General features: G+C 69.7%; 1 protein-coding gene. It reads right to left on the bottom strand.

The genetic code is table 11. The annotated features are described in order from the left end of the window. Window positions 1–4372: SDR family NAD(P)-dependent oxidoreductase (locus tag ABZX61_RS65630; RefSeq protein WP_355213211.1), on the bottom strand; the 4372-nt coding region annotated here is incomplete at both ends.

The following is a 4372-nucleotide window of genomic DNA, read 5'->3' as shown; positions in this document are numbered from 1 at the left end:
AGGGTGTTGTTGAGGGCGGTGGCGAAGGTGGGGAAGGTTTCGTAGAGTTGGCGGCCCATGCCGGGGTGTTGGGCGCCTTGTCCGGAGTAGAGGAACGCGGTTTTGCCGGGTCGGGCACGCCCGGTGATCACGTTGACTCCTGCGCCGACGCCGACGCCGTTGCTGTTGCGGGTGTTGGAGCGGGTGGGGGTGTCGGCTCTGTTGGGGGTCGCGGCTTCGGTTGCGGCGTTTGAGCCCGCTCCGTTGACGGTGTTGATGCCGCTGTCACCGGCCGTGTCAGCGTCTGAGCCGTCGCTGCCCGTGCCGTTGGTTGTGGTGGTGCCGAGGTTGGCGCCACTGCCAGCGCCCGTCCCGTCACCATTGCCATTGCCGTTGCTGCTGCTCCTGGCGGCGCCGTTGCCTGTGCCGTCACCCGCGCCGAGGCCCGTGCTGTCGTCGGTGTTGGTGCCGGCGAGGTGGTCGAGGGCGTGGTGGAGGTCGTCGGCGTTGCGGGCCAGGATGACGGCGCGGTGCTCAAGATGGGCACGCGTTGTGGCGGTCGACAGGGCGATGTCGTGCAGGGGGAGGTCGGGGTGGGTGGTGAGGTGGCCGGCCAGGCGGGCGGCTTGAGCGGCCAGGCTGGTCTGGTCACGGGCGGATAGGGCTACCGGGATCAGCGGTAGGGGCTGCGGAGCTTCGGTGCCCGTGCCGGTGCCCTTGTCAGCGCCGGCGTTGCCAGTACCTGCGCCTATGCCATTGCCCGCGTTAGCGTCCGTACCGGTGCTTGCCTGAGCCCCTGCGGCGGTGCTTGTGCTGGTGCCCGCGTTGGGGGCGGTGCCTGTGCCTGTGGTGGGGTGGGGGGCTTGTTCGAGGATGAGGTGGGCGTTGGTGCCGCTGATGCCGAAGGAGGAGATGGCGGCTCGGCGTGGTTTGTCGCTGTGTGCGGGCCAGGTTTGGGGGTGTTGGAGGAGGCGGATCTGGCCTTGTTCCCAGTCGACGTGGGTGGTGGGGGTGGTGATGTGCAGGGTTTGGGGGAGGAGGGCTTCGCGGGCGGCCATGACCATCTTGATCACACCCGCCACCCCAGAAGCGGCCTGCGAATGCCCGAAGTTGGATTTGACCGACCCCAGCCACAACGGGGCCGCCGGATCCCGATCGCGCCCGTAGGTGGCCAGCAGAGCTTGGGCCTCGATGGGGTCGCCGAGTTTGGTGCCGGTGCCGTGGGCTTCGACCGCGTCGATGTCACCGGGGGCCAGGCCCGCGTTGGCCAGCGCCTGGCGGATCACCCGCTCCTGAGAAGGACCGTTGGGGGCCGACAGGCCGTTGCTGGCACCGTCCTGGTTGACCGCCGATCCCCGGATCACACCCAGAACCCGGTGGCCATTGGCCTGCGCCTCCGACAACCGCTCCAGCAGCAGGATGCCCACACCTTCGGAGAAGACGGTGCCGTCAGCCTCATCCGAGAACGCCTTGCATCGGCCGTCTCTCGCCAGACCACGCTGACGGCTGAAGTCCACTAGGAGCTCAGGCGTCGCCATGACCGTCACGCCACCCGCGAGCGCCAGAGTGCTTTCGCCTCTGCGCAGGGACTCGCAGGCGAGATGGATGGCGACCAGAGAGGAGGAGCAGGCGGTGTCCACCGTCAGCGCCGGGCCTTCGAGGCCGAGGTTGTAGGCCACCCGCCCCGACATGACGGAGCCGGCGTTTCCGGTCTGCAGGTATCCCTCGATCTCCTCGGGGTACGGTCCAGGCCCTGAGCCATAACCCGTCTGAGTTCCGCCGATGAAGACGCCGGTCGGGGTGCCGCGGAGGGTGTCGGGGTCGATCCCGGCCCGTTCCAGAACCTCCCACGACGTCTCCAGCAGCAGCCGCTGCTGCGGATCGATCGCGATCGCCTCACGCGGACTGATCCCGAAAAACGCCGCGTCGAACCCGGCCGCGTCCTTCAGGAACCCACCCTCACGCAGATACGTGGTCCCCACATGGTCCGGGTCCGGGTCATACAACGCCTCCAGATCCCAGCCCCGGTCCTCGGGGAAGGAAGAGATCCCCGAACGGCCCTGCACGAGCATGTCCCACAGGTCCTCCGGCGAGTTCACCCCGCCCGGGTAGCGGCAGCCCATCGCCACGATCGCGATCGGCTCCCCAATCCCCGCGGACGCAGACGCGGCCCGGACGGGTGCGGCCGCGGCGGTTGTGCTGCTGCCGGTGACGCGCTGGAGCAGATGCGCTGCGAGCGCGGTCGGGGTGGGGTGGTCGAACACCAGCGTCGCGGGCAGCTTCATGCCGGCCGCCCGGCTCAGCCGGTTACGCAACTCGACGGAGGTCAGGGAGTCGAAGCCCAGATCCTTGAACGGGCGTCCCGCTTGGATCGCCTCACCGGAGGCATGCCCCAGGACCGCAGCGGCTTCGGCGCAGACCAGCGACACCAGCACGTGTTCCTGCTCAGCCGCCGGCAACCCGGTCAGACGGCGTTCCAGCGCCGACCCGCTGCCGGAGACAGGTTCGGTGCGGGCGGCGCGACGCGCGGGCGTGCGAGCCAACCCACGCAGAATCGCCGGGACACCGTCGTGGCGGTTGCTGAGGGTGCGAGTGTTGATGGGCAGCGGTACGAGGAAGGGCTCCGGCATGGTCAGAGCGACGTCCAGGAGCTGCATGCCCTCGTTGGCGCCCATAGCGGTGAATCCCGAACGGGACAGCCGCTCCAGATCGAGTTCCGCCAACTGGTTCGTCATGCCACCCGTTTCAGGCGCCCACAATCCCCAGGCGAGAGATTGAGCGGGCAGGCCGCTGGCGTGGCGGTGGATCGCCAACGCATCCAGGAAGGCGTTGGCCGCCGAGTAGTTGCCCTGTCCGGCGCTGTCCAGCGTGGCGGCTGAGGAGGAGTAGAGAACGAACGCGGCCAGGTCGAGGTGGCTGGTGGCCTGGTGCAGATGCCAGGCAGCGTCGGCCTTGGGCCGCAGTACCCGGTCGATCTTGTCGGGGGTGAGGGAGGTGACCACACCGTCATCCAGCACCCCGGCGGTGTGGAAGACCGCCGTCAGCGGGTGCTCGGCGGGTACCCGGTCAAGGAGCGCGGCTACCTGCTCGGGGTCGGACAGATCGCAGGCCGTGATGTCGACGGTCGCGCCCGCCGTCTCCAGGTCGGCCCGGAGCCGGTCGGCATCAGGAGCCTGGTCTCCTCGGCGGGAGGCCAACAGCAGACGCCCCACCCGGTGCTCCCCGGCCAGGTGGCGGGCCAAGATCGCACCCAGACCGCCCGTGCCACCCGTGATCAGCACAGTGCCGTCGGGATCAAGGCTGCGCGGCATGGTGAGGATGATCTTGCCGGTGTGGCGGGCCTGGGCCATGTGCCGGAACGCCTGGCGGGCCTGCTGAACCGGCCAGCACCGCACCGGCAACGCCGCCAACTCCTGGGAAGCGAACAGGTCCAGCAGCTCGCCCAGCATCTGCCCGACCCGCTCATGCCCGGCATCCATCAGATCGAAGCTGCGGTAACGAACGTGAGAGTGAGTGCCCGCGACGTCGGCCGGCTCACGCCGGTCGGTCTTGCCCATCTCGATGAACCGGCCACCCTCGGCAAGCAGGTCCAGCGACGCGTCGGTGAACGGCCCCGCCAGCGAGTTCAGCACCACATCCATCCCCGCCCCGCCCATCACCGCGGCGAAGGCATCGGCGAAATCCAGGTCGCGGGAGGAAGCGATGTGATCATCCGGCACGCCCAACGCCCGCAGCACGTGCTGCTTGGCGGGCGAGGCGGTGGCGAACACCTCCGCACCCAGATGCCGGGCGATCTGGATCGCGGCCATGCCGACCCCACCCGCGCCGGAATGGATCAGCACCCGCTCCCCCCGGCTGAGCCCGGCCAGGTCGACCAGCCCGTACCAGGCGGTCGCGAACGCCACCGTCACCCCAGCACCCTGAGCGAACGACCAGCCCGCCGGAAGCCCCGCCAGCAACCGCTGATCCACCACCACCCGAGGACCGAACGCGGCCTCACCCAGCCCCATCACCCGATCGCCGACCCGCACCCCTTCCACCCCAGGTCCGACCTCGGAAACGACACCGGCGAACTCGCCACCGATCGGCTCCCCCTGCTCGGGCACCATGCCCAACGCCACAACCACATCACGGAAGTTCAACCCAGCCGCACGAACCTCCACCCGCACCTCACCGGCGGCCAACTCCCGGTCCGCCTCCGGCGCGGCAACCAACGCCAGCTCCTCCAAGGACCCCTTGGCCGGGCAGTCCAACCGCCACCCACCCGCACCCCCGGGCACCACCAGATCACCGGCGCGGTCCGCGCGGGCCAGACGAGGCACCAGCACCTGACCGGCCCGCACGACCAGCTGCGGCTCGTCTTCCACGCCCAGCAGGCAGGCCAGCGCGGTGA

Source organism: Nonomuraea sp. NPDC003709 (assembly GCF_040610775.1).
GTDB lineage: Bacteria > Actinomycetota > Actinomycetes > Streptosporangiales > Streptosporangiaceae > Nonomuraea > Nonomuraea angiospora_A.
This window is presented reverse-complemented; position numbering and strand designations above follow the sequence as displayed.